Raw genomic sequence first — 24,287 nt, 5'->3', positions numbered from 1 at the left:
GATGTTGTCCCGGAACAGGGTGGACAACCGGGGCAGCCACGCAGGGGGACACGTGACCGCGCGCAATCGGGGAGGCAGGCCCTGGGGGCCGATCCGGGCGGAGAGCGAAGAGGCCGAGCAACTCGCCCACTTCCTGCGCGCACAAGTCGACGCCAGCGGCAAGACGCTGAAGACGCTGGCCGAACAGGTCCATGTGTCCAAGTCGCAGATCAGCCAGCAACTGGCCGGGAAGGTCCCCGGCCGGCGATTCGTGACCGATCTGATCCGCGCCACGATTCCCGAGCCACGGCTGCGGGAGCGTCGACTGGACGAGGCCGGGAAACTCCTCCGGGCAGCTCTCAGCCCGTCACCGGCCAGGACGCCTCCCGCTCCGGCGGCCTCGTCGGCCGTGGAGCTCGCCGAGGTGCGTGCCCAGCAGGTCGACGTCTACGACCGGCTCACGCGCTCGCTGGAACAGCAGAATCAGCTCCGGGAAGCCGCCGGCAACTCCGCCAGGCTCGTCATGGTCCTGCTGACGATGATCAACAAGTTGGAGGGGCGGATCAGCGGCCTGACCGACGAACGCGACCAGCTCCGCGCCTGCCAGGCAGATCCCGCGGTCCTACGGCAGACGCAGCATCAGCTCACCCGTGCCCGGGAGCAGGAGCAGCGGGCCGAACAGGAACTCCGGCGCGCCCAGGAGAAGCAGCGCCAGGCAGAGGAGCTCGCCCAGCGCGTCCAGGCCCGCGTCGACGAACTCACCGACCAGCTGGACCGGCTGCGCTCCGGTGTCACCGAGGAGACGCGGGACGAAGACCGCCCCGCGGTGCCCCGGCCCGTGCAGGCCCGCGAAACCGCGGACCCGGTCGGCGACGACATCGAGCACGCTCTCCGCCGGGCGTCCGCCGTCAACGACCAGGACGGCCACGTGCTGCGGGACATCGCGCAGGACTTCACCCCGGACCCCGCCCCGGCCCCCACCCCGGACCAGGACCCCGCACCCGCTCCCGCCCCCGCTCCCGCTCCCGCCCCCGCCCCCGCCCCCGCCCCCGCCCCCGACGAGGTTGTCCCGGACCCGGGACCGGACAACCCCGCGGCCGGTCATTTCTCCGAGGACAACGTCAGGAGCATCTGGCCCGCCGTCGAAGCGGCCGGACAGATCAGGGGCGACTACAGGGAAGCCGTCCGACTGAGCGCCCTCCTCGTCGCCGCCTCGGAGAGGACCGGGCGACCGGAGGACCCGCTCACTCTCGCGGCGCGGCACACACTCGCTCACTGGCGGCGCAAGGCGGGAGACGCGGTCGGCGCGGCCGAGGTCTTCGCCGAGCTGCTCGCGGTACGGGAGCGCGTCCTGGGTCCGGAACACCCCGACACGCTGGCCACCCGGCACAACCTCGCCGGTCTGCGAGGCGAGGCGGGCGACATGGCCGGCGCGGTCGAGGCCTTCGCCGAGCTGGTCCCGTTGCTCGACCGGGTGCTGGATCCGGAACACCCCGCCACGCTGGCCACCCGGCACAATCTCGCCAACTGGCGGGGCCAGGCGGGGGATGCGGCCGGCGCGGTGGAGGCTTTCGCCGAGCTGCTTCCCGTGGTGGTGCGGGTGTTGGGCCCGGAGCACGCGGACACGCTGGCCCTCCGGAGCAGTTTCGCCGTCTGGCACGGTGAGGCGGGGGATGCGGTCGACGCGGTGGAGGCCCTCGCCGAGCTGCTGCCGGTGCAGGAGCGGGTGCTGGGCCCGGAGCACCCGGAGGTGCTCACCACCCGGCACCTTCTCGGCAGGTGGCGGGGCGAGGTGGGAGATGTGTCCGGCGCTGTCGCGGCCCTGGCCGAGCTGCTGCCGGTGCAGGAGCGGGTGCTGGGTCCGGAGCATCCGCGCACGCTCGCCACCCGGCACGAGGCCGCTCGCTGGCAGGGTGAGGCCGGCAACGCCGTCGGCGCGGTACGGGCCCTGGCCGAACTGCTCCAGGTGCGCGAGCGGATGCAGGGGCCGGATCACCCGGTCACTCTGGAGAACCGGCGCCACCTGGTGCGGTACGAAGGCCTGGCAGGGGATGTGGCCGGTGCGGTCGCAGCGTTTGCCGAGCTGCTTCCGGTGCAGGAACGGGTGCTGGGTCCGGAGCATCCGCGCACGCTCGCCACCCGGCACGAGCTCGCCGGTCTGCGGGGTGTGCTCGGGGATGTGCCCGGTCAGGTGGAAGCCTGGGCCGAGCTGCTTCCGGTGCAGGAGCGGGTGCTGGGTCCGAAGCACCCGGACACGCTCGCCACCCGGAACAAGCTGCTCCGCCGGCGCCTCCAGGCACGTGGCTGAACTCCCGGGGCGCTGAGCGCCCGGCGCGACGCGTGGGGCAGCGCAGTCCGCCCGGATCCGTCAGGCGTTCCCGCCGGCCGTGTTCGCCAGCGCGGTCGACAGGTCCTGCGCGACCTCCTGGAGGATCGGGACGATCCTCTCCGTGGCCGCCTCGGTGACCCGCCCGGCCGGGCCGGAGATGGAGACCGCCGCGGCAGTCGGTGAGTTCGGCACGGACACCGCGAGGCAGCGCACGCCGATCTCCTGCTCGTTGTCGTCCACCGCGTACCCGCTGGCCCGGACCAGTTCCAGCGCGTCCAGGAAGCCCTCGGGTGTGGTGATCGTCTTCTCGGTGGCGGCCGGCATGCCCGTCCTCGCCAGCAGGGCCCGCACCTCGTCCGGCGGGGTGTTGGCCAGGAGCGCCTTGCCCACCCCCGTGGAGTGCGGCAGGACCCGCCGGCCGACCTCCGTGAACATGCGCATGGAGTGCTTGGACGGCACCTGGGCCACGTAGACGATCTCGTCGCCGTCGAGCAGCGCCATGTTCGCCGTCTCGCCGGTCTCCTCCACCAGGCGGGCCAGATACGGACGCGCCCAGGTCCCGAGCAGCCGGGACGCGGACTCGCCGAGACGGATCAGCCGGGGGCCGAGGGCGTAGCGGCGGTTGGACTGCTGGCGTACATAGCCGCAGGCCACGAGCGTGCGCATCAGGCGGTGGATCGTGGGCAGCGGCAGACCGCTGCTGGCGGAGAGTTCGCTCAGTCCGACCTCGCCGCCCGCGTCGGCCATTCTTTCGAGCAGGTCGAAGGCACGCTCCAGGGACTGCACGCCGCCGCTGTTCGCGGCCTTGGCTGCATCGGTGGTGCTGGCGCTGGACGTCGGCACGGCAACGGTCCTTTCGGGCAGGGCGGGCAAGTCAGCAGCCTACCGGGCGGCTGTGACCGGCACACTGCTCCCTTCATGGCGTCTCTGCCGGTCAGGGGGTGTTTGTCCCCGTGTCGGCGGACACCTCCGACAGTGCTCGGCGCCCACCTTGGTGGAAGCAACGTTCTGCCTTGTGAAATCTTACTTCCACTTTGTGGAAACGTCCAAGGGGCGGGTCCGGGCGGGGCGGCTCGACGTCTCCGGGGTGGTTCGTTCGCGCGTGTGCGGTCCGGGGGGATGATCCCTCCGCAGGTCACGGGCGGGGCGGCGGCCCGGAGGGGTCTTGACGGACCGCACCGAGGAGTGAAGACTCCTTCAACAGTTCGTTGAATTTTTGCCGCACGGAACGGAAGTGAGGGGCACGGGTGGCCGATGTGGACGTGAACCTGGTACTGCGCTCGACGCGGGTGATCACCCCGGACGGAACGCGGGCCGCGTCGGTCGCCGTCGCCGGCGGGAAGATCGCGGCCGTGCTCCCGTACGACGCCGAGGTGCCGGCCGGGGCCGGGCTGGAGGACGTCGGCGACGATGTCGTCCTGCCCGGGCTCGTCGACACCCACGTCCATGTGAACGACCCCGGCCGCACCGCGTGGGAGGGCTTCTGGACCGCCACCCGCGCCGCCGCCGCGGGCGGTGTCACCACGCTGCTCGACATGCCCCTGAACTCCCTTCCGCCCACCACGACCGTCGACAACCTGCGGACCAAGCAGGATGTCGCACGGCCCAAGGCCCACGTCGACACGGGCTTCTGGGGTGGCGCGATCCCGGACAACACCGAGGATCTGCGGTCGCTGCACGACGCCGGAGTCTTCGGCTTCAAGTGCTTCCTGTCGCCGTCCGGGGTGGAGGAGTTCCCGGAACTCGACCAGGAGCAACTCGCCCGCTCCATGGCCGAGATCGCCGGCTTCGGCGGACTGCTGATCGTGCACGCCGAGGACCCGCACCACCTGGCCGCGGCTCCTCAGGAGCCAGGCCCGCGGTACGCGGACTTCCTCGCCTCCCGGCCCCGTGACGCCGAGAACACCGCCATCGAGAACCTGATCGCCCACGCCAAGCGGCTGAACGCGCGGGTCCATGTCCTCCATCTGTCGTCCAGCGACGCACTGCCGCTGATCGCCGCCGCCAAGGCGGAGGGGGTACGGATCTCCGTCGAGTCCTGCCCGCACTTCCTCACCCTCACGGCCGAGGAAGTCCCGGACGGCGCAACGGAGTTCAAGTGCTGCCCGCCCATCCGTGAAGCCGCGAACCAGGACGCGCTCTGGGCCGGCCTGGCCGACGGCACCATCGACTGCATCGTGTCCGACCACTCACCCTGCACCACTGACCTCAAGACTCCGGACTTCGCCTCGGCCTGGGGCGGCATCTCCTCGCTACAGCTGGGACTCCCGGCGATCTGGACCGCGGCACGCGGGCGCGGCCGTTCCCTGGAGGACGTCGTGCGGTGGATGTCCGCCGGTCCGGCCGAACTCGCCGGCCTGACCAACAAGGGCGCCATCGAGGCCGGCCGCGACGCCGACTTCGCCGTCCTCGCCCCGGACGAGACCTTCACCGTCGACCCGGCGGAGCTGTACCACCGCAACCAGGTCACCGCGTACGCGGGCAGGACCCTGTACGGCGTCGTCCGTTCGACCTGGCTGCGGGGCGAGCGCATCGTGGAGAACGGCACCCTGGCGGAGCCGACCGGCCGTCTGCTCGAAAGGAACAACTGACCGTGTCCATCCCTTCCTTCACCGGTGACGCCAGCCCCTACGGCGGCGGCGACTCGTATGCCGACTACCGCACGGCCGACTTCCCCTTCACGCACCATGCCGACCTCGCCGACCGGCGCCTCGGCGCGGGCGTCATCGCCGCCAACGACGAGTTCTTCGCCGAGCGCGAGAACATGCTGAAGCCGGAGGCCGCGGAGTTCGACCCGGAGCACTTCGGCCACAAGGGCAAGATCATGGACGGCTGGGAGACCCGCCGCCGCCGTGGCACGGGCGCGGAAACGCCGCACCCGACGGACGACGACCACGACTGGGCGCTCGTACGCCTCGGGGCGCCCGGCGTCGTACGCGGCATCGTCATCGACACCGCGCACTTCCGCGGCAACTACCCGCAGGCCGTCTCCGTCGAGGCGACCGCGGTGGCCGGGTCCCCCTCGCCGGAGGACCTGCTCGCGGACGACGTGAAGTGGACCGCGCTCGTACCGCGGACGGCCATCGGCGGCCACGCGGCCAACGGCTTCGCCGTCGACGTCGAGCAGCGCTTCACGCACCTGCGCGTCAACCAGCACCCCGACGGCGGCATCGCGCGACTGCGGGTGTACGGAGAGGTGGCGCCCGACCCGGCGTGGCTCGACGTGCTGGGCACCTTCGACCTCGTCGCGCTGGAGAACGGCGGCCGGGTGGAGGACGCGTCCGACCGCTTCTACTCCCCGGCCACCAACACCATCCAGCCGGGCCGGTCCCGCAAGATGGACGACGGCTGGGAGACCCGCCGCCGCCGGGACAAGGGCAACGACTGGATCCGCTACCAGCTCGTGGAGCAGTCCGAGATCCGTGCGGTGGAGATCGACACGGCGTATCTGAAGGGCAACAGCGCGGGCTGGGCGGCGATTTCGCTGCGCGACGGGGAGACGGGGGAGTGGGTGGAGATCCTCCAGCGGACCCGGCTCCAGCCGGACACGAACCACCGCTTCGTACTGGACGCGCCGGCGATCGGCAGCCGGGTGCGGATCGACATCTACCCGGACGGCGGGATCTCGCGACTGCGGTTGTTCGGGTCGCTGACGGCGGACGGGGCGGCGCGGCTGCGGGCGCGGCACCAGGAGCTCGGGGGCTGAGGCTTTTCGGGGCGGGTGCGGGGTCGGTCCTGACCTGGCCGGTCCTGACTCGGCTGCTCCGGGCCGAGCCGTGGATCTTTTGTCCGCGGCTCGGCCCGGGCGCGCCGGCTGCGCCGGGGTACGGCCTTCGGCCGTGTCCTCAATCGCCGGACGGGCTGGATTTCCGCCCTGGTTCGTCATGCCGGGTGGGACGGGCTTGATTTTCTGCCCGCGGCGTCACGCCGCGTGGCCGCCGTCCACCGACAGTTCCGCTCCCGTGATGTAGGACGCCTCGTCGCTCGTCACATACGCCACCAGCGACGCCACCTCCTCCGGAGTGCCGAAGCGGTCCAGTGCGGTGCCCGCCTTCTGCGCGGGTGCGTTCGGGCCGGACGACGGGTTCATGTCCGTGTCGATCGGGCCCGGGTGGACGAGGTTCGCCGTGATGCCGCGCGGGCCCAGTTCGCGGGCCAGAGCCTTCGTCAGGCCCGTCAGGGCCGACTTGCTCATCGCATAGAGCGTGCCTCCCGGGCCCGGCACGTACTTCGTCATGCAGGAGCCGATGGACACGATCCGGCCGCCGCGCTCCATCCGGGCCGCTGCCGCCTGGGAGGCGAGGAAGACCGCGCGGACGTTCACGGCCAGCACCCGGTCCACATCGGTCGTCTCCAGGCTTTCGACCGGTCCGAGTACGCCGACACCGGCGTTGTTCACCAGGATGTCCAGCCCCCCGAGCGCGTCGGCCGCGCGGCTGACGACAGAGGCGGCGGTGTCCGTGGCGGCGGCGTCCGACCGGAGCGCGACGCCCCGGCGGCCCGCCGCCTCGATCTTGCGGACCACCTCCACGGCGGCCTCCTCGCCGCGCACGTAGGTGATGGCGACATCCGCGCCCTCCTGCGCGAGTCGCAGCGCGACCGCCGCACCGATTCCGCGGCTGCCACCGGTCACCAGAGCTGTCCTGGACATGAGTTCCCCTTGTGATGATGTGTCATGACGTGTCGTAACGGCTGATGGCATCAAGCAAAGCGGCCCGGCCTCCTCGGCGCCGGCGGCAAACGGACGTCGCATCGGGGTGACTCTTCGGCGAGTGTCTTCACACCGGGTGACCGACCCCGACGACCCGATCGCCTCGAAGCTCAACTCAACGGCCGACGTACGTCGTCTCCACCACGATGGAACGGGCCGACCGGGAGCCGACCCGGATCATCCGCGGCGATCTCGCCGAGGAGATCCCCGCGCTCCAGGAGCGCACGGACGGTGAGGTGCAGGTCCACGGCAGCGGCCGGCTCGCCCACTCGCTGCTGGAGCACGATCTGATCGACACCCTCCACGTGCTGACCCACCCCGCCGTGCTCGGCAAGGGCCTGCGGCTCTTCCCGGAGGGCGCGGTGCCCACGGCGTTCCGGCACGCGGACGCCCGCACCACCGGCAGCGGCGTGACGATCCAGACCTACGAACCGGCCGGCCGCCCCGCGTACGGGACGTACGGGGCCCGACGGCGCGGTCGTGCACAGCCCTTAGGCTGGGCCGCCATGCGATCACTCCCGTACGACATCGAATTCCGCGGCCGAGCCAGGCGTGTTCAGGGCTGGGGCGTCGGACTGCTCGCGCTCGCCGCCCTGTTGTGGGTGTGGTTCGGGGTGCTGCTGCTGACGCCCTACGACGCCGACGGTACGAACTACGAGTGCGAGGCGCGTCTGTTCACCGAACGGTCCACCGCCAACGAAGGGCTCGGCAACGGCTCTTCGTGCCCCGCCGAGCGGGACTGGCCCGAACTCATCGCCGTGCTCGGGCTGTCCGTCCCCGTCTCCGTCGTCGGCGCGGTGCTCTTCACCAGCGGCACGGTGAGCAACCGGATGAGCGAGCACCTGGCCGAGGTGACCCGCCTCAACGCGTCGAAGGTCTGACGCTCCCCGGCCTCCGGCATCGCCTGCCTGCGGCGTCTGTCGTCACTTGAGGTTGTCGGCCATCATCATCACCGCGAAGCCGACCACGGCGATCACGATGTTCGTGAGCAGGGCGGCATCCCCGAGGAAGGAGACGTTCTCCGTCAGGAAGCGGGTGAAGGCCATGAAGCGGAACCAGCCCGTGAGCTCACGGATCACGCCGCAGCCCCCCAGCACGAGCATGATCAGGCCGGCGCCTTCGAGAATCTTCTTCATGCCCGCGATCGTCGTGCCGCGCCCCGCCCTGCCGCGTCGGCCCTCGGCATGCACTCCTGCTCCGAAAGTCTCCAGGTCGCCGACTTTGGTAGCTTCCCGCTGATCCCGACCTGTCCGACGCCTCCCACCTGCGTAACTTGGTCGGTATGACGCGTACGGAGTACCCCTGGCTGCTGCCCTCGGCCATGGCGGACCCCCAGGAGCCCGATCCTCGGGGGGAGACGTCCACGGGCCGGCGCCGGCGGACCGTGCGCGACTGGATCGTGGACACCTGCGCCTTCGTCCTGGCCGCGTTGTTCGGACTGATCGCGGCGGAGGCCAGCGACCAGTACAACACCTCCGAGATGGTGGTCCTCGCCGATCAGCTGCTGGGTGCGGCGGCGTGCTGCGCACTGTGGGTGCGGCGGCGCTGGCCGGTCGGCCTGGCGCTGGTCCTGACCGTGGCCACCGTGCTCACGCCGGTCGCCGGCGGCGCGATGCTGGTGGCGGTCTTCAGTCTCGCCGTGCACCGGACATTCCGGCCGGTCGCCCTGGTGGGACTGGTCGCGCTGGTCGGCTCCGTCGTACAGCCGCTGGTGCGCCCCGACCCGACGGTGAACTACTGGGTGTCGATGATCGCCGGGGTCGTCCTGCTGCTGCTGGCGATCGGCTGGGGCATGCTCGTACGCGCCCGGCGTCAACTCGTCGTGGCGCTGCGGGAGCGGGCCCTGCGGGCCGAGACGGAGGCGGAGCTCCGGGCCGAGCAGGCTCAGCGGCTGGCCCGTGAGGCGATCGCCCGTGAGATGCACGACGTGCTCGCCCACCGGCTCACGCTGCTCAGCGTGCACGCGGGCGCCCTCGAATTCCGGCCGGACGCGCCACCCGCCGAGGTCGCGCGGGCCGCCGGGGTGATCCGCGACAGCGCCCACGACGCGCTCCAGGACCTCCGCGAGATCATCGGCGTGCTCCGGGCACCCGGCGAGGGCGACCAGGGCGACCGTCCGCAGCCGACGCTGGCCACGCTCGACGCGCTGGTCGCCGAGTCCCGTGAGGCGGGGATGAAGGTGACTCTCGACAATCGCATCGCCGACACGACAGCCGTCCCCGCGATCGTGGGCCGCACCGTCTACCGCATCGCCCAGGAGGGCCTCACCAACGCGCGGAAGCACGCGCCGGGCGCCGAGGTCACCGTCGCCGTCGGCGGAGGGCCGGGCGACGGGGTCACGGTCGCGGTCGACAATCCCGCTCCGGTCGATGACGTCGGCAGCGTGCCCGGTTCCGGGCAGGGGCTGATCGGGCTCACCGAACGGGCTTCGCTCGCCGGCGGCAGCCTCGAACACGGAGCGACCGGAGACGGCGGATTCCATGTCCGGGCCTGGCTACCGTGGGCCGCATGACTATCCGGTTGCTCGTCGTCGATGACGACCCCCTGGTCCGAGCCGGCCTCTCCTTCATGCTCGGCGGGGCCGACGACCTCGAGATCGTCGGGGAGGGCGCGGACGGATCCGAGGTACCGGAACTGATCGACCGGCTCTCGCCCGACGTCGTGCTGATGGACATCCGGATGCCCACGGTGGACGGCCTGCGCGCCACCGAGGAGCTGCGGCGCAGGCCCGACGCCCCCGAGGTCGTCGTGCTCACCACCTTCCACGCGGACGAGCAGGTGCTGCGGGCGCTGCGGGCCGGGGCCGCCGGGTTCGTCCTCAAGGACACCCCGCCGGCCGAGATCGTCGCCGCGGTGCGGCGGGTGGCCTCCGGGGACCCGGTGCTCTCCCCGGCCGTGACCCGCCAGCTGATGTCGCACGTCGCCGACCGGGTGCCCGACCCGCGCCGCAGCACGGCGGCCGAGCGGCTGGATTCGCTCGCGGAACGGGAGCGGGAGGTGGCGGTCGCGGTGGGCCGCGGCCAGTCCAACGCGGAGATCGCGGCGGCGCTGTACATGAGCGTGCCGACCGTGAAGACCCATGTCTCGCGCATCCTCGCGAAGCTGGATCTCAACAACCGTGTCCAGATCGCGTTGCTCGCGCACGACGCGGGCCTGCTGGACGAGGAGGGGCCGACGTAGGCTGGCGGGGTGGCGATCATCGATCTGGGGGAGTACGGGGCGGACTTCGTCGCCGATCCGTATCCGTACTACGCGAAGTGGCGCGAGGCAGGTCCCGTCCATCGGATGCGCGGGGCGCAGGGCGACGAGTTCTGGATGGTCGTCGGCCATGAGGAGGCGCGCACCGCGCTGACCGACCCGAGGCTGCTCAAATCACCGGCCGTGGTGGGCCGGATGATGCTGGACGAGCGGGTCATCGGACCCAATCTGCTGGTCCTGGACCCGCCGGACCACACGCGGCTGCGCAGACTGGTGGCGCGGGAGTTCACCGGACGCCGCGTGGAGCAACTGGCCCCGCGCATCCGGCAGATCACCGATGAGCTGCTCGACGCGATGCTGCCTGCCGGGCAGGGCGACCTGGTCGACGCTCTCGCCTTCCCGTTGCCGATCATCGTCATCTGCGAGCTGCTGGGCGTGCCGGCCGCCGACCGTGACGCCTTCCGCACCTGGTCCAACGAGGTGGTGGCACCCACCGGGCAGGCCGAGCTGGAGCGGGCCGTCGACGAACTGGCCGTCTATCTCGACGACTTGATCGAGGACAAGCGCAGCCAGGGGCCGACGGGTGACCTGCTGTCCGCCCTGATAGCCGCCCGCGCGGAGGACGGCGACCGGCTCTCGGCCGCCGAACTGCGGGCCCTGGCCTATCTGCTGCTGATCGCCGGCCACGAGACGACGGTCAACCTGATCGCCAACGGCGTACGTGCCCTGCTCGCCCACCCCGATCAACTGGCCGCCCTGCGCGCCGACTTCTCCCTCCTGGACGGCGCGGTCGAGGAGATGCTCCGCTACGACGGACCGGTGGAGGCGGCGACCGTGCGCTTCACCTCCGAGTCCCTGCGGATCGGCGACCGCACGGTCCCGGCAGGTGCGATGGTCCTGGTCGGGCTCGCGGCGGCAGACCGCGACCCGGAGCGCTACGCGGCCCCGGACACCTTCGACATCCGCCGCGACACCCGCGGCCATGTGGCCTTCGGCCACGGCATCCACTTCTGTCTGGGTGCCCCCCTGGCCCGCCTGGAGACCCGCATCGCCCTCCAGTCGCTGCTCACCCGTTGCCCCGACCTCGCCCTGGACCCGTCGGCGGGCCCGCCGGAGTGGATCCCGGGGCTGCTGATGCGAGGAGTACGCAGTCTTCCGGTGCGCTGGTAGGGCGACGCGGGCGCACCGGGCGCGGTAGCTCGCCGTGACAGGCGCGGCAGGAGCACAAGAGCGGCAAACGGACACCGAGGAGCCCCCCACCATGACCGGATTCGACCTCGCCCTCGCGCAGAAGGTCCTCGACAGCCAGCCCTTCAGCCGGCTGCTCCAGGCGCGCATCACCGCCTTCGGGGACGGGGCCGCCGTGCTGGAGGTCGATGTGCGGGACGAGTTGCGGCAGCAGAACGGCTATCTGCACGGCGGTGTCCTCGCCTACGCCGCCGACAACTCGATCACCTTCGCGGCCGGCACCACCCTCGGGCCCGCCGTCCTCACCGCGGGGTTCTCCATCCAGTACGTGCGGCCCGCCACCGGGGTGATCCTCCGGGCGCGGGCCGCCGTCGTGCACAGCGGGCGGCGGCAGGCCGTGGTGCGGTGCGATCTCCTGGCGGTGGGGGAGGACGGCGAGGAGACCCTGTGCGCCGTCGCCCAGGGCACGGTGCTCTCGGCCCAGACGTCCTGAGGGCTCTCGGCCCAGACGTCCTGAGGTCGTCCTGCGCGGCGCGGTCCTTCTGACGGCGGACCGCCTCAGGCGCACCGGCCGCGGGCGCCGCCGAGCGCTCGGCGCGTCCGGACCGGGGGCTGCCTCAAACGCCCCGGCCCGTCCGGACCACCGGCTCCCCGGCCCCGTCCTGACCGCGGGGTCCGTCAAACGCCCCGGCCCGTCCGGACCGCCGGCTCCGTCAAGCGCCCCGGACGCCGCTATCGCCGCCCCCTCAGGCGCCCGCGATCTCCTCCAGCCGCACCGGCCTGTGCTCGCGGCGGGACAGCTCGCACGCCTCCGCGATCCGCAGAGCCGTCAGCGCCTCCCGCCCGTCGCACGGATTCGTCCCCTCGCCCTGGACCATCCGGACGAACGCGTCCAGCTCCGCCTCGTACGCGGGGGCGAAGCGTTCCAGGAAGCCCGGCCACGGCTTGTCGGCCGCCGGGGCGCCCTGCGGCTCGGTCGAGCTGATCGGGGTGCGGTCATCGAGGCCGACCGCGACCTGGTCCAGTTCGCCCGCGAGTTCCATCCGGACGTCGTAGCCGGCGCCGTTGCACCGCGTCGCCGTGGCCGTGGCGAGCGTCCCGTCGTCCAGGGTCAGCACCGCGGCCGCCGTGTCGACGTCGCCCGCCTCGCGGAACATGGGCGGTCCCGTGTCCGAGCCGGTCGCGTAGACCTCCACCACCTCGCGCCCCGTGACCCAGCGCAGGATGTCGAAGTCGTGGACCAGGCAGTCCCGGTACAGGCCGCCCGACAGCGGCAGATAGTCGGCGGGCGGCGGCGCCGGGTCGGAGGTGATCGCCCGGACCGTGTGCAGGCGGCCGAGCGCTCCCGACCGCACCAGGTCGCGGGCCACGGTGTACCCCGCGTCGAAGCGGCGCATGAAGCCGAGCTGGAGCTCCGTACCCGCCGTCTCCACCTCGCGCAGCGCACCCAGCGTGCCCGGCAGGTCCACCGCGATCGGCTTCTCGCAGAAGGCGGGGAGTCCGGCCCGGGCGGCCCGGCCGATCAGTTCCGCGTGGGAGGCGGTCGCCGAGGCGATCACCACCGCGTCCACGCCCCAGGTGAAGATCTCGTGCGCGCTGGGCGCCGCCGTGGCCCCGGTCCGCTCGGCGACCGCAGCCGCCCTCGCCGGGTCGACATCCGCCACGACCAGGGATCCGACCTCCCGGTGTCGGGCGAGCACGCCCGCGTGGAAGGTGCCGATTCGTCCGGTTCCGATCAGTCCGATGCGCATGGCCCAAAAATGGAGCCGAGCCGGGCACTGTGTCAAGACTTTGTCCTGACAACCGAACTTCACGACTTCCCGTCAACATGAGCGGCGACTACGCTCGGCCCGTGCCCAAGCAGCCCAGACACGTGACGGACTCGTCCCTGTCTCTCCAGCTGAGCGTGGACCGCACCAGTCCGGTCCCGCTCTACTTCCAGCTGTCGCAGCAGCTGGAAGCGGCCATCGAGAGGGGGACCCTCACTCCCGGCAGTCTGCTCGGCAACGAGATCGAGCTGGCCGGCCGGCTCGGGCTGTCGCGCCCCACCGTCCGCCAGGCGATCCAGTCCCTCGTCGACAAGGGTCTGCTGGTGCGCCGCCGCGGCGTCGGCACCCAGGTCGTGCACAGCCAGGTCAAGCGTCCGCTGGAGCTCAGCAGCCTCTACGACGATCTGGAGGCGGCCGGCCAGCGGCCCGAGACGATCGTCCTGACCAATGCCGTCGAGAACGCGAGTGCCCAGGTCGCCGCGGCTCTCGGCGTCACGGAGGGCAGCGAGGTCCAGCTGATCGAGCGGCTGCGGTACGCCCACGGCGAGCCCATGGCCCTGCTGCGCAACCATCTGCCCGCCGGACTGCTCGACTACGACACCGACCGGCTGGAGGCCACCGGTCTGTACCGGATGATGCGCTCCGCGGGGATCACGCTGCACAGCGCCCGCCAGTCGGTCGGGGCTCGGGCCGCCAGCGTTCCCGAGGCGGAACTCCTCACCGAGGAGGCGGGCGGCCCGGTGCTGACCATGGAGCGCACCACCTTCGACGACACCGGCCGGGCCGTCGAGTTCGGCTCGCACATCTACCGCGCCTCGCGCTACGCCTTCGAGTTCCAGCTCCTCGTACGCCCCTGAGCGCGGCCGGTCACCTTCCGGCGGACGATGGACATGATCAGGTCACGTAAGAATGTCCTTCTGGTAAGAATGTTCGGACAAAGTCTTGACGGGGTGCGGCCGTCGCCGTAGAAACTCACCCAGCCGCAACCGGGCGGCCGGGAGAGAAGGCGGACCCACCATGCGAACCCACCGCAAGGCAGCAGCCGTGCTCGCCGCGTGCGCCCTGGTCGCCGTCGCCGGATGCAGCAGTTCCGGCGGCAAGGAGGCCAAGGAGGACACCTCCAAGGACGGCGGAGGCGGCGTCCCCGCGGCCACCGAACGCCTCAAGATCGCCATGGTCACGCACTCGGGCGAGGGCGACACCTTCTGGGACATCGTCCAGAGCGGCGCCAAGGTCGCGGCCAAGAAGGACAACGTCGAGTTCCTCTACGCCGCCAACAAGGAGGGTAAGGAGCAGGCGCAGCTCGTCCAGACCTACATCGACCAGAAGGTCGACGGGATCATCGTCACCCTCGCCAAGCCCGAGGCGGTCGGCGCCGTCGTCAAGAAGGCCGTCGCGGCCGGGATACCCGTCGTCACGATCAACTCCGGCGCAGAGTTCTCCGACGCGCTCGGCGCGCTCAGCCACATCGGCCAGGACGAGGCCGTCGCCGGCGAGGCGGTCGGCGAGGAACTCAACAAGCGCGGCAAGAAGAAGGCGCTCTGCGTCATCCACGAGCAGGGCAACGTCTCTCTCGAAGCCCGTTGCGCCGGAGTCAAGAAGACCTTCAAGGGCACGGTCGAGAACCTCAACGTGGAGGGCACCAACATGCCCGCCTCCACCTCCTCCATCGAGGCGAAGCTGCAGAGCGGCAAGGACATCGACTCCGTGGTCACGCTCGGCGCCCCGTTCGCCGCGGCCTCCGTCAAGGCCAAGTCGGGCGCGGGTTCGAAAGCGGAGGTCAACACCTTCGACCTCAACGCCGAGGTGGTCAAACAGCTCAAGGCCGGCGAGATCGGCTTCGCCGTCGACCAGCAGCCCTACCTCCAGGGCTACCTCGCCATCGACGAGCTGTGGCTGAACAAGACCAACCTGAACGTCATCGGCGGCGGCAAGCCCGTCCTCACCGGCCCGGCGCTCGTCACCGAGAAGGATGTGCCCACGCTGGAGAAGCTCACCGCCGACGGAACCCGATGACGTACCCGGCCCACCCGATGCCGACCCTCCCACCTGCCGTGACACATACTTGGGCGGCCGGGGCGCGAGGACACGCCCCCCGGCCGCACCGGGAGAATCGGCAAGAAGGGCACGGCGTCGTGGCTAGGGCAAGGACAGGGGTACGCGCACTCGGCGCGCTGCTGGCGGCGGTACTCGGAGCCTCCCTCGCGGGATGCAGCAGCACCGGCGGGAAGCGGGCCGAGGACGCGCGCAAGGCGCAGGCCGCGGCCGGCAAGGCCGCCGTGAACACCCCCCGCTGGACCTTCGCGATGGTCACCCACTCGGGCGACGGCGACACCTTCTGGGACATCGTCCAGAACGGCGCCAAGCAGGCCGCCGCCAAGGACAACATCAACTTCCTGTACTCCCACAGCGACGAGGGCCAGCAGCAGGCCCAGCTCGTGCAGGCCGCCATCGACAAGAAGGTCGACGGCCTGATCGTGACGCTCGCCAAGCCCGACGCCATGAAGGGTGTCCTCGCCAAGGCCACCGCGGCCGGGATCCCCGTGATCACCGTCAACTCGGGATCCGAACAGTCCAAGCCGTACGGCGCGCTGACGCACATCGGCCAGGACGAGACCATCGCGGGCGAGGCCGTCGGCGACGAGCTGGACAAGCGGGGCAAGAAGAAGGCCCTGTGCGTCCTGCACGAGCAGGGCAACGTCGGACACGAGCAGCGCTGCGCCGGCACCAAGAAGACCTTCGACGGCACCCTGCAGAACCTGTACGTCGACGGCACCAACATGCCCGACGTCCAGGCGTCCATCGAGGCCAAGCTCCAGGCCGACCCCTCCATCGACTCGGTCGTCACCCTCGGCGCGCCCTTCGCGGACGCCGCCGTGCAGGCGAAGAAGACCGCGGGCAGCAAGGCCGAGATCGACACCTTCGATCTGAACGCCAAGGTCGCGAGCGGCCTCAAGGCCGGGACGCTCGGCTTCGCGGTCGACCAGCAGCCGTTCCTCCAGGGGTACGAGGCCGTCGACCTGCTGTGGCTCTACCAGTACAACGCCGATGTCCTCGGCGGCGGGCGGCCCGTCCTCACCGGGCCGCAGATCATCACCAAGGAGAACGCCGCCGAGCTCGAGGACTACACCGAGCGGGGAACCCGATGAGTGCTACCGCACCACCTGCCGGCACCCGGCAGCCGGAGAAGACCGACGAGCGGCTGATGCGCACCTCGCCCCTGCGCAAGCTGATGGCGAGGCCCGAGCTGGGCTCGGTCGTCGGCGCGGTCGCGGTCTTCCTCTTCTTCTCGATCGTCGCGGACTCCTTCCTGCGGGCGTCGAGCTTCTCCACCGTGCTGTACGCGGCCTCCACGCTGGGCATCATGGCCGTGCCGGTCGCGCTGCTGATGATCGGCGGCGAGTTCGACCTGTCGGCCGGCGTGATGGTGACCACCTCCGCGCTGATCTCGGCGATGTTCAGCTACCAGATGACGGCCAACGTCTGGGTCGGGCTGCTCGTCTCGCTGGTGGTGACGCTGGCCGTCGGGGTCTTCAACGGCTACATGCTGATCCGGACGAAACTGCCGAGCTTCATCATCACGCTCGGCACGTTCCTGATGCTGACCGGCCTCAACCTCGGCTTCACCAAGCTGATCAGCGGCACGGTCTCCACCAAGTCCATCGCCGACATGGACGGTTTCACCTCCGCGCAGAAGCTCTTCGCCTCCGAACTCACCCTCGGCGACATCACCTTGAAGGTGACGATCCTGTGGTGGTTCGCCCTGGTCGCGCTCGCCACCTGGATCCTGCTGCGCACCCGCTTCGGTAACTGGATCTTCGCGGTCGGCGGCAACGCGGACGCGGCGCGCGCGGTCGGTGTGCCGGTCACCAGGACCAAGATCGGCCTCTACATGGGCGTCGCTTTCGCCGCCTGGATCTCGGGACAGCACCTGCTGTTCTCCTTCGACGTCGTGCAGTCCGGCGAGGGCGTCGGCAACGAGCTGACGTACATCATCGCGGCCGTCATCGGCGGCTGCCTGATCACCGGCGGCTACGGCTCCGCGATCGGCTCGGCGGTCGGCGCGTTCATCTTCGGCATGACCAGCAAGGGCATCGTGTACGCCGAGTGGAACCCGGACTGGTTCAAGTTCTTCCTGGGAGCGATGCTCCTTCTGGCCACCCTGCTCAACGCATGGGTCCGCAAGCGTGCGGAGGCAACGCGATGACCACGCCGAAGTCCACGGAGCCCGCGGACACCGGGCGGACGCCTCTCGTCGAGCTCGACGACGTCAGCAAGTACTACGGCAACATCCGCGCGCTGGAAGGCGTCTCGCTGGAGGTGCACGCCGGGGAGATCTCCTGCGTCCTCGGCGACAACGGCGCCGGCAAGTCCACCCTCATCAAGATCATCGCGGGGCTGCACCGGCACGACGTCGGCACCTTCCTCATCGAGGGGGAGGAGGCGGATCTGTCGAGCCCCCGCGAGGCGCTGGACCGCGGTATCGCCACGGTCTACCAGGATCTCGCCGTGGTGCCCCTCATGCCGGTCTGGCGGAACTTCTTCCTCGGCTCCGAGCCCACCCGGGGCAAGGGTCCCTTCAAGCGGCTCGACGTCGACATGATGCGCGAGACCACCAGGTCCGAGCTGCTGCGCATGGGGATCGACCTGCGCGACGTCGACCAGCCCATCGGGACGCTGTCGGGCGGCGAGCGCCAGTGCGTGGCCATCGCCCGCGCCGTGTACTTCGGTGCGAAGGTCCTGGTCCTCGACGAGCCCACCGCCGCACTCGGGGTGAAGCAGTCGGGCGTGGTGCTGAAGTATGTGGCCGCCGCCCGCGATGCCGGGCTGGGAGTGGTGCTGATCACCCACAACCCGCACCACGCCTATCTCGTGGGCGACCGTTTCATCCTGCTCAAGCGCGGAGTCATGTCCGCCAGCCACACCAAGGACTCCGTCACGCTCGACGAGCTCACCCGCCAGATGGCGGGCGGCAGCGAGCTGGAGGACCTGCGCCACGAGCTGGAGCGCGCACCGGTACCGACGCACCTGGGCGGCCACGACCACTGACCGTCCGCACCGCAAGGCCCGGTGCTCCCGCCCAGGGGCTCCGGGCCGTCGGCTCTCGGCCGGGGCCGCGGGCCGACGGCCCGGATGGCAGAATCGGGCCCGTCAGCCGCCCCCGAAACCCCGCAGGGACATGAGCACCTACCGCGACTTCGCCCACCGCGGCTCCGCCCGCGCCACCGTCCTGCGTACCGTCGGCACCCGGGAGCGGCGTTCGCACCTCACCGCGCCGCGTGTGCCGACCGTCGGAATCGACATCGGCGGGACGAAGGTGATGGCCGGCGTCGTCGACGCCGACGGGGTCATCCTGGAGAAGGTCCGCACCGAGACACCGGACAAGTCCAAGAGCCCGAAGGTCGTCGAGGACACCATCTGCGAGCTCGTGCTCGACCTCTCCGACCGGCACGACGTGCACGCCGTGGGCATCGGAGCGGCCGGGTGGGTCGACGCCGACCGGTCCACGGTGCTCTTCGCCCCGCACCTCGCCTGGCGCAACGAACCGCTGCGCGACGCGCTCACGGCCCGGCTCGCCGTCCCCGTGCTCGTCGACAATGACGCCAACACCGCCGCATGGGCGGAGTGGCGCTTCGGCGCGGGCCGAGGCGAGGACCATCTCGTCATGATCACGCTGGGTACCGGCATCGGCGGCGCGATCCTCGAGGACGGCCAGGTCAAGCGCGGCAAGTACGGGGTCGCGGGTGAGTTCGGCCATATGCAGGTCGTCCCCGGCGGGCACCGCTGCCCCTGCGGCAACCGAGGCTGCTGGGAGCAGTACAGCTCCGGCAACGCGCTCGTCCGCGAGGCCCGTGAGCTGGCGGCCGCCGACTCGCCGGTCGCCTACAGCCTCATCGACCGGGTGGGCGGCAACGTCGGCGACATCACCGGACCGCTGATCACCGAACTCGCCCGCGAGGGCGACGCGATGTGCGTCGAACTGTTCCAGGACATCGGCCAGTGGCTCGGCGTCGGCATCGCCAACCTCGCCGCCGCGCTCGACCCCTCCTGCTTCGTCATCGGCGGAGGCGTCAGCGCTGCCGACGACCTGCTCATCGGCCCCGCCCGGGACGCGTTCCGCCGTCACCTGACGGGCCGCGGATACCGGCCCGAGGCCAAGATCGCGAAGGCGCAGCTCGGGCCCGAGGCGGGTATGGTCGGCGCGGCCGACCTCGCGCGGCTCGTGGCACGCCGCTTCCGCCGCACCAACCGGCGGCGGGTGGAGCGCCACGAGCGGTACGAGCGCTATGCGCAGGCCCTCCGCAACGCCGGATCGCCCGGCCCCACCCAGGAACCGTAGTCATGACCGTGCCCCGCCAGTCCGCCGCCCCCGACGAGAACTTCCGTCCGCCGGAGGACCGACGCCACATGATCCGCCGCCGCTGGCTGACGGCGATCATCATCGTGCTGCTCGTCGGTATCCCGGCCGGCTATCTGGTGGTCTCCGCGGAGCAGAGCCGGGACAGCGGCCGGGACAAGGAGGCCGAGTCCTCGGCGAGCGGGCTGCGGGACACCTGGCCGTCGCAGATGAAGCGCCGGGTCTTCGGGGTGCCGATCCCTCCGAAGTCCAAGGGTGTCGCGTACTACGAGACCAGCAACTGGAAGACCAGCCGGCTGTTCGTGCAGTTCCGGACCACGTCCGCCGGGCTGGACCTGTTCCTGGAGGGCGTCGGCATCAACCGCGCGGCGCTGAAGAACGGCGAGATCACCATCGGCGACCGGGACGCGGACACCGTCGGCTGGAAGTTCCCGCCGTCCCGGGACTGGGCGGGCGCCAGCCATACGCAGAAGGACCCGCTGCCCAGCCAGGACATCACGGTCGACATGACCCGTACGGACCGTCCCAAGGTCTACGTCGTGTCCACGACCACCCCCTGACCGGCATGCGGCCGGGCCTCGCGGCAGTGAGCGGAGGGGGGCCGTCCACTCATGACCCCGGAGTCACTACCGTGGAGCGGGTGAGTGACACGCAGACGCCCCCGAAGACCCTTCAGTACCGGATCGACGGTCCGGACGACGCCCCCGTACTCATCCTCGGGCCCTCGCTCGGGACCACCTGGCACATGTGGGACCGCCAGATCGGGGACCTCGCCCGCCAGTGGCGGGTCCTCCGCTTCGACCTCCCCGGACACGGCGGCGCTCCCGCGTACCCCGCCCCCTCCGTCGCCGAGCTCGCCGGCCGGCTGCTGACGACGCTCGACGAGCTGGGCATCCAGCGCTTCGGGTACGCGGGCTGCTCCGTCGGCGGTGCGATCGGCCTCGAACTGGCGCTGCGCCACCCGCATCGCCTCGCGTCGCTCGCGCTGGTCGCCACATCGCCGCGGTTCGGCACGGCCGACGAGTTCCGTCAGCGGGGCGTGATCGTGCGGACGAACGGCCTCGACCCGATGGCCCGCAGCGCGCCGGAACGCTGGTTCACCCAGGGCTTCGCCCTCGCGCAGCCGGCGATCGTCGAATGGGCGGTCCAGATGGTGCGCACCACCGACCCCGGCTGCTACATCGCCACCTGCGAGGCCCTCGCGGCCTTCGACGTCCGTGCCGAGCTCGGCCGCGTCGGGGTGCCCACGCTCGTGCTGGTCGGTTCCGAGGACCAGGTGACCGGACCGGCCGAGGCCCGCACCCTGGTCGCCGGCATACCGGACGCCCGGCTGGCGCTGGTGCCCGGTGCCTCGCACCTCGCGCCCGTCGAGCAGCCCTCCGCCGTCACCGACCTTCTCGTGCGCCATTTCTCCAGCGCCTGGCAGGACACGCTGACCGCCATCCCGGTGCCGCACGCGGTACCGGCGGTCTCCGCGCCGATGGGCCCGGTCGCCGAGATCGGCCCCGCCGGTCACGCACAGCCCGAGGCGGTGACGCACGGCCGCCCCGACCCCTACGAGGCGGGGATGACGGTGCGCCGCGCGGTGCTGGGCGACGCGCACGTCGACCGCGCGACGGCCGCCGCCGACGACTTCACCGGCGACTTCCAGGAGCTGATCACCCGCTACGCCTGGGGCGAGGTGTGGACCCGGGAGGGACTCGACAGACGCACGCGCAGCGTGATCACCCTGACCGCGCTGGTCGCGGGCGGTCACCTGGACGAGCTGGCGTTCCACACCAGGGCGGCGCTGCGCAACGGGCTCACCCCCGAGGAGATCAGGGAAGTGCTGATCCACACCGCCGTCTACTGCGGTGTCCCCGCGGCGAACTCCGCCTTCAAGGTGGCCCAGGCCGTCATCCAGGAGGAGACCACGCCGCGGTCGTAGCAGGATGGAGTCATGAGGCTCACGAAGAAGAAGCACGCGTGCATCCGGCTGGAGAAGGACGGACGGACACTCGTCGTCGACCCCGGCGCCTTCAGCGAGGAGGACGCCGCCGTCGGAGCCGACGCGGTCCTCGTCACCCACGAGCACCCCGACCACTTCGACGAGGGCCGGCTGCGGGCGGCGCTGGAGGCCAACGCGGAGGCGGAGATCTGGACCCTGAGGAGCGTCGCCGAGAAGATCTCGGTGGCGTTCCCGGGTCGTGTCCACACGGTCGGGCACGGCGACACCTTCACCGCGGCGGGCTTCGACGTCCAGGTCCACGGCGAACTGCACGCCGTGATCCACCCGGACCTTCCGCGGGTCACCAATGTCGGCTACCTGGTGGACGGTTCGGTCTTCCACCCGGGCGACGCGCTCACGGTCCCCGACCACCCCGTCGAGACACTGATGCTCCCGGTGCACGCGCCGTGGAACAAGATCGCGGAGATCATCGACTATGTGCGCGAGGTGAAGCCGCGGCGGTCCGTCGACATCCACGACGCCCTGCTGACCGACCTCGCTCGCCCTCTGTACGACCAGCATCTCGGCAACCTCAGCGGCGCGGAGCACGACCGGCTCGGCCCGGGGGTGACGGCGGACCTGTGACTGTCACACCCCGCCGCTAGGCTTCTCCTCATGCGCATCGCCACGTGGAACGTCAACTCGATCACCGCCCGGCTGCCCCGGCTGCTGGCCTGGCTGGAGAGCAGCGGCACCGATGTGGTGTGCCTCCAGGAGACCAAGTGCACCGAGGAGCAGTTCCCGGCCGACGCGCTGCGCGAGATCGGCTACGAGTCGGCGGTCCACGCCGCCGGCCGGTGGAACGGCGTGGCGCTCGTCTCCCGGGTCGGCCTTGAGGACGTGGTCAAGGGTCTGCCCGACGGCCCGGCCTACGAGGGCACACAGGAACCGCGGTCGATCGCCGGCACCTGCGGACCGGTCCGCCTCCGGTCGGTCTATGTCCCCAACGGCCGCGAGGTCGCCCATGACCACTACGCCTACAAGCTGAGCTGGCTCGACGCGCTCAAGCTGTCGGTGGCCGAGGACACCGCGGCCAGCCGCCCCTTCGCGGTGCTGGGCGACTTCAACATCGCGCCGACCGACGACGACGTGTGGGACCGGTCGGTCTTCGAGGGCAGCACCCATGTCACCGAGCCCGAGCGTGCGGCGCTCGCGTCGCTGCGCGAGGCCGGTCTGTCCGACGTGGTGCCGCGTCCGCTCAAGTACGACCAGCCCTTCACCTACTGGGACTACCGCCAGCTGGCCTTCCCGAAGAACCGCGGCATGCGCATCGACCTGGTCTACGGCAACGAGCCGTTCACCCAGGCCGTCAAGGACAGCTTCGTGGACCGTGAGGAGCGCAAGGGCAAGGGCGCGTCGGACCACGCCCCGGTGGTTGTGGATCTGGACATCTGACGACTGCCGACGCGTGCCCTGTGGTGCGTCAGGCCGCCGGGATGCGAGGCTGAGTGGTATGAACATCCCTTTCTTGGACAACTGGCTCAAGCGGCACAGCGCCGACACCGGTGAGAGTGACTTCGCGGCCGCCGAGAAGGACCCCGAGCGTGCGGCCGCCATCGCCGAGCTGCTCTCGGAGTGCGAGTTGCTGCGTGTCCGAGTGGGGCAGGCCGGGCTCGAACTGGACGACTCCCCGGCATCCTTGAGCGCCCTCGACCAGCTGCCGCCACGCTGGCGCGACGACCCCGAGGAGCTGCCCTGGCTCGGCAACGACGCGGGGCTCTACCTCGGCACGGTGATCGTGCGTACGGTCCCGGGCGCGAGCTGGCACATCTGGCCGGGCGGCAGCCCGGTGGTGCGCCTCGTCTCCGGCCGTGAGATCAGCGTCGTGGAGGCCGGTCTGGACTGGGCCGTCAACGGTTCGCCGGAGCTGTCCCAGGTCTACGCGGAGGCCGCCGAAGCCTGAAGTTGGTAAATACGGCTTATGCCCTATTTATGCGTGTCGGGTGTGAAGTCCCTTATCGGGCTGGATAGTTTGCGCTGACCTCGACACAGCGATGGGTGGGTAGGGCAGTCTATGGCCGTTGATCCGTTGATCGAGCTGCGCGACGTCAACAAGTACTACGGACAGTTGCACGTCCTCCAGAACATCAACCTCACCGTCGGGCGCGGGGAGGTGGTGGTGGTCATCGGCCCCTCGGGCTCCGGTAAGTCGACCCTCTGCCGGACGGTGAACAGACTCGAGACCATCGAATCCGGCAGCATCACCATCGACGGCCAACCCCTCCCGGAGGAGGGGAAGGGGCTCGCGAAACTTCGCGCCGACGTCGGCATGGTCTTCCAGTCCTTCAATCTCTTCGCGCACAAGACCGTGCTGGCCAATGTCGCGCTCGCACCGGTGAAGGTCCGGGGCCGCTCCAAGAGCGACGCGCACAAACGCGCCCATGAGCTCCTCGACCGTGTCGGACTCGCCTCCCAGGCCGACAAGTACCCCGCCCAGCTCTCCGGAGGTCAGCAGCAGCGCGTCGCCATCGCCCGCGCGCTCGCGATGGACCCCAAGGTCATGCTCTTCGACGAGCCGACGTCCGCCCTCGACCCGGAAATGATCAACGAGGTGCTGGAGGTGATGCAGCAGCTCGCCCGCGAAGGGATGACCATGGTCGTCGTCACCCACGAAATGGGCTTCGCCCGCTCCGCCGCCAACCGTGTGGTGTTCATGTCCGACGGCCGCATCGTCGAGGACCGCGCCCCGGAGGACTTCTTCACCCACCCGGAGAGCGACCGGGCCAAGGACTTCCTGTCCAAGATCCTCAAGCACTGACGGGGGTGCT

24 protein-coding genes are annotated in these 24,287 nt (G+C 70.9%); 20 read left to right on the top strand and 4 right to left on the bottom strand.

The genetic code is table 11. From position 1 onward, the window contains the following. Positions 1-52: 52 nt before the first annotated feature. A complete protein-coding gene (locus tag ACFWU3_RS10560) occupies positions 53-2,287 on the top strand; it encodes a tetratricopeptide repeat protein (protein WP_384434175.1) in 2,235 nt (744 codons plus the stop codon). A gap of 60 nt (positions 2,288-2,347) precedes the next feature. Here ACFWU3_RS10560 and ACFWU3_RS10555 read toward each other — a convergent pair whose 3' ends face one another. Further along, positions 2,348-3,151: an IclR family transcriptional regulator gene (locus ACFWU3_RS10555; RefSeq protein WP_384434172.1), complete on the bottom strand. Its 804-nt coding sequence runs from the start codon at positions 3,149-3,151 to the stop codon at positions 2,348-2,350. A 404-nt stretch (positions 3,152-3,555) separates the two neighbouring features. On the opposite strand from ACFWU3_RS10555, the gene allB reads away from it, so the two are divergent. Beyond that, complete coding sequence (gene allB / locus ACFWU3_RS10550; RefSeq protein ID WP_384434169.1) at positions 3,556-4,899, top strand: allantoinase AllB; 1,344 nt, start codon at positions 3,556-3,558, stop codon at positions 4,897-4,899. Continuing rightward, positions 4,896-6,014: an allantoicase gene (alc, locus tag ACFWU3_RS10545; protein WP_384434308.1), complete on the top strand. Its 1,119-nt coding sequence runs from the start codon at positions 4,896-4,898 to the stop codon at positions 6,012-6,014. The genes allB and alc overlap by 4 nt, the downstream gene beginning before the upstream one ends. Positions 6,015-6,230: 216 nt before the next feature. Here the strand turns inward: alc and ACFWU3_RS10540 are convergent, their stop codons facing one another. Further along, positions 6,231-6,959 carry an SDR family NAD(P)-dependent oxidoreductase gene (locus ACFWU3_RS10540; RefSeq protein ID WP_384434166.1) on the bottom strand — a complete coding sequence of 243 codons (729 nt, stop codon included), beginning with the start codon at positions 6,957-6,959 and terminating at the stop codon, positions 6,231-6,233. A 206-nt stretch (positions 6,960-7,165) separates the two neighbouring features. Between ACFWU3_RS10540 and ACFWU3_RS10535 the strand changes: the two genes are divergently transcribed. Then, the gene (locus ACFWU3_RS10535; RefSeq protein ID WP_384434163.1) at positions 7,166-7,900 is read left to right on the top strand and encodes a dihydrofolate reductase family protein; all 735 of its coding nucleotides are present in this window, start codon (positions 7,166-7,168) and stop codon (positions 7,898-7,900) included. A 42-nt stretch (positions 7,901-7,942) separates the two neighbouring features. On the opposite strand, the gene ACFWU3_RS10530 is transcribed toward ACFWU3_RS10535, so the two are convergent. Then, complete coding sequence (locus tag ACFWU3_RS10530) at positions 7,943-8,155, bottom strand: hypothetical protein (protein WP_384434160.1); 213 nt, start codon at positions 8,153-8,155, stop codon at positions 7,943-7,945. Positions 8,156-8,301: 146 nt separating this feature from the next. Here ACFWU3_RS10530 and ACFWU3_RS10525 point away from each other — a divergent pair, with 146 nt between their 5' ends. The 4 genes from ACFWU3_RS10525 to ACFWU3_RS10510 all read left to right on the top strand — a co-directional run bounded on the left by ACFWU3_RS10525 (position 8,302) and on the right by ACFWU3_RS10510 (position 11,898). After that, positions 8,302-9,531 (top strand): sensor histidine kinase, encoded by a 1,230-nt coding sequence (locus ACFWU3_RS10525; protein ID WP_384434157.1) that lies wholly within the window; start codon positions 8,302-8,304, stop codon positions 9,529-9,531. Then, the gene (locus ACFWU3_RS10520; protein ID WP_384434154.1) at positions 9,528-10,199 is read left to right on the top strand and encodes a response regulator; all 672 of its coding nucleotides are present in this window, start codon (positions 9,528-9,530) and stop codon (positions 10,197-10,199) included. The genes ACFWU3_RS10525 and ACFWU3_RS10520 overlap by 4 nt, the downstream gene beginning before the upstream one ends. 9 nt (positions 10,200-10,208) lie before the next feature. Continuing rightward, on the top strand, positions 10,209-11,387 hold the full coding sequence (locus ACFWU3_RS10515; RefSeq protein ID WP_384434151.1) for a cytochrome P450: 1,179 nt from the start codon (positions 10,209-10,211) through the stop codon (positions 11,385-11,387). A gap of 91 nt (positions 11,388-11,478) precedes the next feature. Beyond that, a complete protein-coding gene (locus tag ACFWU3_RS10510; RefSeq protein WP_384434149.1) occupies positions 11,479-11,898 on the top strand; it encodes a PaaI family thioesterase in 420 nt (139 codons plus the stop codon). 253 nt (positions 11,899-12,151) lie between these two features. Here the strand turns inward: ACFWU3_RS10510 and ACFWU3_RS10505 are convergent, their stop codons facing one another. Then, on the bottom strand, positions 12,152-13,156 hold the full coding sequence (locus ACFWU3_RS10505) for a Gfo/Idh/MocA family oxidoreductase (protein ID WP_384434146.1): 1,005 nt from the start codon (positions 13,154-13,156) through the stop codon (positions 12,152-12,154). A gap of 155 nt (positions 13,157-13,311) precedes the next feature. On the opposite strand from ACFWU3_RS10505, the gene ACFWU3_RS10500 reads away from it, so the two are divergent. The 12 genes from ACFWU3_RS10500 (at position 13,312) to ACFWU3_RS10445 (ending at position 24,277) form a co-directional block, all read left to right on the top strand. Further along, positions 13,312-14,031, top strand: coding sequence for a GntR family transcriptional regulator (locus ACFWU3_RS10500; RefSeq protein WP_384434304.1), 720 nt, complete (start codon positions 13,312-13,314; stop codon positions 14,029-14,031). A gap of 160 nt (positions 14,032-14,191) precedes the next feature. Further along, a complete protein-coding gene (locus ACFWU3_RS10495) occupies positions 14,192-15,190 on the top strand; it encodes a sugar ABC transporter substrate-binding protein (RefSeq protein WP_313943287.1) in 999 nt (332 codons plus the stop codon). Positions 15,191-15,309: 119 nt separating this feature from the next. After that, entirely contained in the window at positions 15,310-16,323 is a 1,014-nt protein-coding gene (locus tag ACFWU3_RS10490) for a sugar ABC transporter substrate-binding protein (RefSeq protein ID WP_327678853.1), read from the top strand. Then, a complete protein-coding gene (locus ACFWU3_RS10485) occupies positions 16,320-17,381 on the top strand; it encodes an ABC transporter permease (protein WP_313943285.1) in 1,062 nt (353 codons plus the stop codon). Before ACFWU3_RS10490 ends, ACFWU3_RS10485 begins: the two co-directional genes overlap by 4 nt. After that, the gene (locus ACFWU3_RS10480) at positions 17,378-18,223 is read left to right on the top strand and encodes an ATP-binding cassette domain-containing protein (RefSeq protein WP_384434142.1); all 846 of its coding nucleotides are present in this window, start codon (positions 17,378-17,380) and stop codon (positions 18,221-18,223) included. Before ACFWU3_RS10485 ends, ACFWU3_RS10480 begins: the two co-directional genes overlap by 4 nt. A 130-nt stretch (positions 18,224-18,353) precedes the next feature. After that, positions 18,354-19,514: an ROK family glucokinase gene (locus ACFWU3_RS10475; RefSeq protein WP_313943283.1), complete on the top strand. Its 1,161-nt coding sequence runs from the start codon at positions 18,354-18,356 to the stop codon at positions 19,512-19,514. A gap of 2 nt (positions 19,515-19,516) precedes the next feature. Continuing rightward, positions 19,517-20,092, top strand: coding sequence for a hypothetical protein (locus tag ACFWU3_RS10470; RefSeq protein ID WP_313943282.1), 576 nt, complete (start codon positions 19,517-19,519; stop codon positions 20,090-20,092). An 80-nt stretch (positions 20,093-20,172) separates the two neighbouring features. Next, the gene (pcaC, locus tag ACFWU3_RS10465) at positions 20,173-21,459 is read left to right on the top strand and encodes a 4-carboxymuconolactone decarboxylase (RefSeq protein WP_384434138.1); all 1,287 of its coding nucleotides are present in this window, start codon (positions 20,173-20,175) and stop codon (positions 21,457-21,459) included. Between the two features lie 12 nt (positions 21,460-21,471). Further along, complete coding sequence (locus ACFWU3_RS10460) at positions 21,472-22,104, top strand: MBL fold metallo-hydrolase (protein ID WP_384434135.1); 633 nt, start codon at positions 21,472-21,474, stop codon at positions 22,102-22,104. A 30-nt stretch (positions 22,105-22,134) separates the two neighbouring features. Then, positions 22,135-22,914, top strand: a complete 780-nt coding sequence (locus ACFWU3_RS10455; RefSeq protein WP_384434132.1) for an exodeoxyribonuclease III — start codon at positions 22,135-22,137, stop codon at positions 22,912-22,914. Between the two features lie 58 nt (positions 22,915-22,972). Beyond that, positions 22,973-23,422, top strand: a complete 450-nt coding sequence (locus ACFWU3_RS10450) for a DUF6278 family protein (protein ID WP_327678842.1) — start codon at positions 22,973-22,975, stop codon at positions 23,420-23,422. A 111-nt stretch (positions 23,423-23,533) separates the two neighbouring features. Further along, positions 23,534-24,277, top strand: a complete 744-nt coding sequence (locus tag ACFWU3_RS10445) for an amino acid ABC transporter ATP-binding protein (RefSeq protein WP_384434129.1) — start codon at positions 23,534-23,536, stop codon at positions 24,275-24,277. The last annotated feature ends 10 nt before the right edge of the window (positions 24,278-24,287 follow it).

The organism is Streptomyces sp. NPDC058685 (genome assembly GCF_042714725.1).
Classification (GTDB): Bacteria; Actinomycetota; Actinomycetes; order Streptomycetales; family Streptomycetaceae; genus Streptomyces.
This window is presented reverse-complemented; position numbering and strand designations above follow the sequence as displayed.

Coding starts and splice junctions, on each gene's coding strand:
- ACFWU3_RS10455 (WP_384434132.1), top strand. CDS start 22,135: ATGCGCATCGCCACGTGGAACGTCAACTCGATCACCGCCCGGCTGCCC.
- ACFWU3_RS10475 (WP_313943283.1), top strand. CDS start 18,354: ATGAGCACCTACCGCGACTTCGCCCACCGCGGCTCCGCCCGCGCCACC.
- ACFWU3_RS10520 (WP_384434154.1), top strand. CDS start 9,528: ATGACTATCCGGTTGCTCGTCGTCGATGACGACCCCCTGGTCCGAGCC.
- ACFWU3_RS10480 (WP_384434142.1), top strand. CDS start 17,378: ATGACCACGCCGAAGTCCACGGAGCCCGCGGACACCGGGCGGACGCCT.
- ACFWU3_RS10510 (WP_384434149.1), top strand. CDS start 11,479: ATGACCGGATTCGACCTCGCCCTCGCGCAGAAGGTCCTCGACAGCCAG.
- ACFWU3_RS10485 (WP_313943285.1), top strand. CDS start 16,320: ATGAGTGCTACCGCACCACCTGCCGGCACCCGGCAGCCGGAGAAGACC.
- ACFWU3_RS10450 (WP_327678842.1), top strand. CDS start 22,973: ATGAACATCCCTTTCTTGGACAACTGGCTCAAGCGGCACAGCGCCGAC.
- ACFWU3_RS10470 (WP_313943282.1), top strand. CDS start 19,517: ATGACCGTGCCCCGCCAGTCCGCCGCCCCCGACGAGAACTTCCGTCCG.
- ACFWU3_RS10505 (WP_384434146.1), bottom strand. CDS start 13,156: ATGCGCATCGGACTGATCGGAACCGGACGAATCGGCACCTTCCACGCG.
- ACFWU3_RS10540 (WP_384434166.1), bottom strand. CDS start 6,959: ATGTCCAGGACAGCTCTGGTGACCGGTGGCAGCCGCGGAATCGGTGCG.
- ACFWU3_RS10495 (WP_313943287.1), top strand. CDS start 14,192: ATGCGAACCCACCGCAAGGCAGCAGCCGTGCTCGCCGCGTGCGCCCTG.
- ACFWU3_RS10535 (WP_384434163.1), top strand. CDS start 7,166: ATGGAACGGGCCGACCGGGAGCCGACCCGGATCATCCGCGGCGATCTC.
- ACFWU3_RS10445 (WP_384434129.1), top strand. CDS start 23,534: ATGGCCGTTGATCCGTTGATCGAGCTGCGCGACGTCAACAAGTACTAC.
- ACFWU3_RS10530 (WP_384434160.1), bottom strand. CDS start 8,155: ATGAAGAAGATTCTCGAAGGCGCCGGCCTGATCATGCTCGTGCTGGGG.
- ACFWU3_RS10460 (WP_384434135.1), top strand. CDS start 21,472: ATGAGGCTCACGAAGAAGAAGCACGCGTGCATCCGGCTGGAGAAGGAC.
- ACFWU3_RS10525 (WP_384434157.1), top strand. CDS start 8,302: ATGACGCGTACGGAGTACCCCTGGCTGCTGCCCTCGGCCATGGCGGAC.